Genomic DNA, 3,248 nt, shown 5'->3' with positions numbered 1-3,248 from the left:
CTTTAGTTCTTTTTGTTCAAATGTTTTTTCGTTCGCCTTAGCTTTTGAAAAAGTGGTTTTTCCTACTTTTTTTGGTTGAGGCTGGTCGGGGTTGCGGGGAGACCCCGCGGTTTTAACGTATCTAATTGTTGAGTAAGTGCTATTTTCAAGCGTTAGAATAGCGGTTTGGCACGTATAATTGCTAATCCAAGTCGAGAACATATTCCCTTCTTTTTTTGTATATCGGCTTGGTAGAGCCACTGCACGTGCCAAAAAAAGTTTTGCAAGGACGGAGCAAAGCGGAGAGGGTGGAGATTTTTTGAATGATTTTCTCAAAAAATACTACCTGTTCCTTTCGGAACTTTTAGCTTTATTCCATATATAGAATAAGAAGGAAACATACTGTATTTTTATAAAAACTTCAATGATATCAAGGCTTTTGAGATTTTTCGTAGTTACCAATTTTGATAACTCTAGTTACCAATTTTGATAACTACGGAAAATGCCGGTTACCAATTTTGATAACTACGGAAAACATTGATATAACAAGGTTTGTAACGATTTTTTTATCAAAAACAAATAAACAATTACTAATTTTGATAAAAACAAAAAAAGACACCATTTTTGGTGTCTCTAAAATAATCTTTCTGGTAAATTTTTCAAAACAGGCATTTTCATAGCCTTGGCAAACATTATTTTCAAACTATCCTCAACAACATCTTTATTACCAGAGTACAACACATGAGGGTTTACAAAAATAACATAAGATTTAACATTATTCCCTTCCAAACCGCTTTCTGCTTTAGCTAAAACACCTTTTTCTACAAGACTTTTAACAACCCTACTAACTTTCGCTTTACTGGTCCCTAATACGGCTGCAATTTCACTTTGATTTAGACCTATGGGTTGTTTTTTCTTAGGCGCATCCACAATTGCATTAGATCCAATCGCTATGTGAGGAACCAAATTCATTAGAAAAACAATTTGCTCACTTGTTAAATACTGATGACTTTGCATAAAACTCCAGTTATCTTGCATAATTTGTACAAATCTTGCACGATTTCGAACTTTACGGTCAGGGATTAATAACATCCCTTGAGCCTTGGCTTTTGTATGTAATTCACTAGCTTGATTCATTTCTTCATCAGTTAAAACCTGCTTACTTTTTTCTATTTCCAAATCTTTATTATGTGCCTTTTTAGAAGCTTTGTTTAACGCTTTACTAATTGCTTTAACACCATTTGGAAGTTCTTCAAATTTAGCTTTTTTTGCATTACGAGCGTCTTCACGCTCTTTTTTACGTTTTTCATTCAACTGACTCATATATATTCCCCTCTCGTTTTAAAAAAGAGAAAAGAATGTAAATATACATTTTCACGCTACACAAATATCTAGCGATATATTATACTTACCTTACATGACTAAGTACGTAATGTACTATTTACACAAAACTCTTAAGTGGCTGCTTAAGAGTTTTTTTCTTTTCTACTTGCATCTTAGCAATCTAGCATTCTTTCTGCAAGCTTCCCCAAGTTTCCTGACTTTCCTTAACACTTCGATATATATCTTCTAAGCTATCAGAGCGACTCCAAGACGATTCTTGGCGAAGACATAGATGTTCTTTCCTACATTTCGATTAAAACCGCATTAAAATCGATTCTGGAGCGAATCACAACTATTCTTTATTGTTATGTTCACGATAATCTACAATCATCATTCTTGTAACAAAAAACCAGGGGATTGTTGCTATTAGTAATTTTAAAAACGATTCTAGCATATAGATCCACCTCGCTTTCTTTGTCTTCGCTTCAGGTGCGAGGACGAAAGTTCGCATATTCGCGAAGCTGTGCTCGTTCCGTACTCGCACCTAAAGGCAAAATGACAAAGACTAAAACACAGGCTACGACAAGCTACGCGCTACGCTAATCTACTCATTTATAACTAATCTCATATCTAAAATTTCTTTTTTAGAATACACGGCTGCAAACCCCCTATAACCTGTCCCCGTCTTAAATGCTTGTATTCTAGTTTCTTTTTCTTGTGGAGTCAGTGTTATATCAAAAAGTTCCTTGAGTTCACTTACGGTCCACCAGTCAACGTCAAACTCCAATAGAGGGTCTGGATATGTACATTTATATTCTTGGAAAATTGGAAATCCAGTTAATTCCACATACTCTTTTGTATACATAATTACTTCACTTTCTGAATCGAAGATACAAAGAATGATGCAACTTCAACATACTTTTTCTCATTGTTTTTTAATTCAAAACGCTCGCTTTGAGTACGAATACTTACTTCAGCTTCAACAAGTGAACGTTCTTCAATTTTTGATTCCGATTTAACCCCGATCGCTGTCATTTTTTCGTAATTATCATTGTCTACTAGAGTATATAAATTAACCTTTTCTTTTTCCTCAACTTTAGCCAAAATGAATTTTTTATTAATTGTAAACTTCATATTTTCATCCCCTTTTCCTGTTTAAAATTTCATATATTCTAACCTCCAATTTCATTATGTCAAACTTTATTAACACCTTTTTTAATTACATTTTTTCTAATCCCCCCATCCCCCCTGGGGGCCCTCCCCTCGGCCGGGTGGCGCCTTCCAAACGGTGTTTGGAAGACCACGAGAGGGTTTTTGGTATAGTGCTATGTCAATTCCTTATCCTCCTTATTCCTTACGGAATCGTGCGGTACCATTGACATAATCTACTTTTTATCTAAAAAATCTTTAATTGCTTGTTCCACTAGATCGTATAGATTCTTTTCTTCTAGTACCGCTTTAACTTTCAATTGTTTTAACAAATCAACATCGATATCAAAAGATGCTCTCTTTCTTTTGTTCTTTGTATCTTTAATTGTTTCGTTCATTGATTCTTTATCTCCTTTGTTGTTATCAACTTTAGTTTTTGTGTTGTTTGTTTTTTTAGTTCTTACGTTCGCCGTAGGTTTTGTCGTTACAAAATCATAAATACTTTTTTCTAAAATTTCTGCGTCACCATTAAAAAACCAACCTTTTTTACCTGACGTTGAATAGCAACCAGCACGTTTAAGCGCTTCACGAGTAGGTTTCTCACCAATATCCAAACGTTCTTTTGCTATTTTGCTCAAAGGTTCTTCCTTTGTTAAATCAATAATATCACGAATCTTCATTAGAGTATTTCCTCCTTATTTCTTTTATTTAAATAAACTATATCACTTTAGTTCTTTTTGTTCAAATGTTTTTTCGTTCGCCTTAGCTTTTGAAAAAGTGGTTTTTCCTACTTTTTT

General features: G+C 34.1%; 6 protein-coding genes. All 6 read right to left on the bottom strand.

Features of this window, described 5'->3' with window-relative positions:
- Positions 1-315: hypothetical protein (locus BAQ46_RS30930; RefSeq protein WP_063262162.1), on the bottom strand; the 315-nt coding region annotated here is incomplete at its 3' end.
- Between the two features lie 297 nt (positions 316-612).
- A complete protein-coding gene (locus tag BAQ46_RS21915; RefSeq protein WP_249024561.1) occupies positions 613-1,302 on the bottom strand; it encodes a MarR family transcriptional regulator in 690 nt (229 codons plus the stop codon).
- Between the two features lie 352 nt (positions 1,303-1,654).
- Positions 1,655-1,813, bottom strand: a complete 159-nt coding sequence (locus BAQ46_RS30440) for a hypothetical protein (protein ID WP_161491001.1) — start codon at positions 1,811-1,813, stop codon at positions 1,655-1,657.
- 93 nt (positions 1,814-1,906) lie between these two features.
- Positions 1,907-2,167, bottom strand: coding sequence for a hypothetical protein (locus BAQ46_RS21910; protein WP_063262159.1), 261 nt, complete (start codon positions 2,165-2,167; stop codon positions 1,907-1,909).
- A 2-nt stretch (positions 2,168-2,169) separates the two neighbouring features.
- Positions 2,170-2,436 (bottom strand): hypothetical protein, encoded by a 267-nt coding sequence (locus BAQ46_RS21905; protein ID WP_063262160.1) that lies wholly within the window; start codon positions 2,434-2,436, stop codon positions 2,170-2,172.
- 251 nt (positions 2,437-2,687) lie between these two features.
- On the bottom strand, positions 2,688-3,131 hold the full coding sequence (locus BAQ46_RS29735) for a hypothetical protein (RefSeq protein WP_063262161.1): 444 nt from the start codon (positions 3,129-3,131) through the stop codon (positions 2,688-2,690).
- Positions 3,132-3,248: the final 117 nt, after the last annotated feature.

The sequence above is a fragment of the Bacillus paranthracis genome, assembly GCF_001883995.1.
Taxonomy (GTDB): domain Bacteria; phylum Bacillota; class Bacilli; order Bacillales; family Bacillaceae_G; genus Bacillus_A; species Bacillus_A paranthracis.
Note: the sequence above shows the minus strand (reverse complement) of the source record. Positions and strands in the feature narration are given on the sequence as shown.

Bases quoted from the DNA above. Each gene is read 5' to 3' on its own strand.
- BAQ46_RS21915 (WP_249024561.1), bottom strand. From the start codon at position 1,302: ATGAGTCAGTTGAATGAAAAACGTAAAAAAGAGCGTGAAGACGCTCGT.
- BAQ46_RS21905 (WP_063262160.1), bottom strand. From the start codon at position 2,436: ATGAAGTTTACAATTAATAAAAAATTCATTTTGGCTAAAGTTGAGGAA.
- BAQ46_RS21910 (WP_063262159.1), bottom strand. From the start codon at position 2,167: ATGTATACAAAAGAGTATGTGGAATTAACTGGATTTCCAATTTTCCAA.
- BAQ46_RS30440 (WP_161491001.1), bottom strand. From the start codon at position 1,813: ATGCGAACTTTCGTCCTCGCACCTGAAGCGAAGACAAAGAAAGCGAGG.
- BAQ46_RS29735 (WP_063262161.1), bottom strand. From the start codon at position 3,131: ATGAAGATTCGTGATATTATTGATTTAACAAAGGAAGAACCTTTGAGC.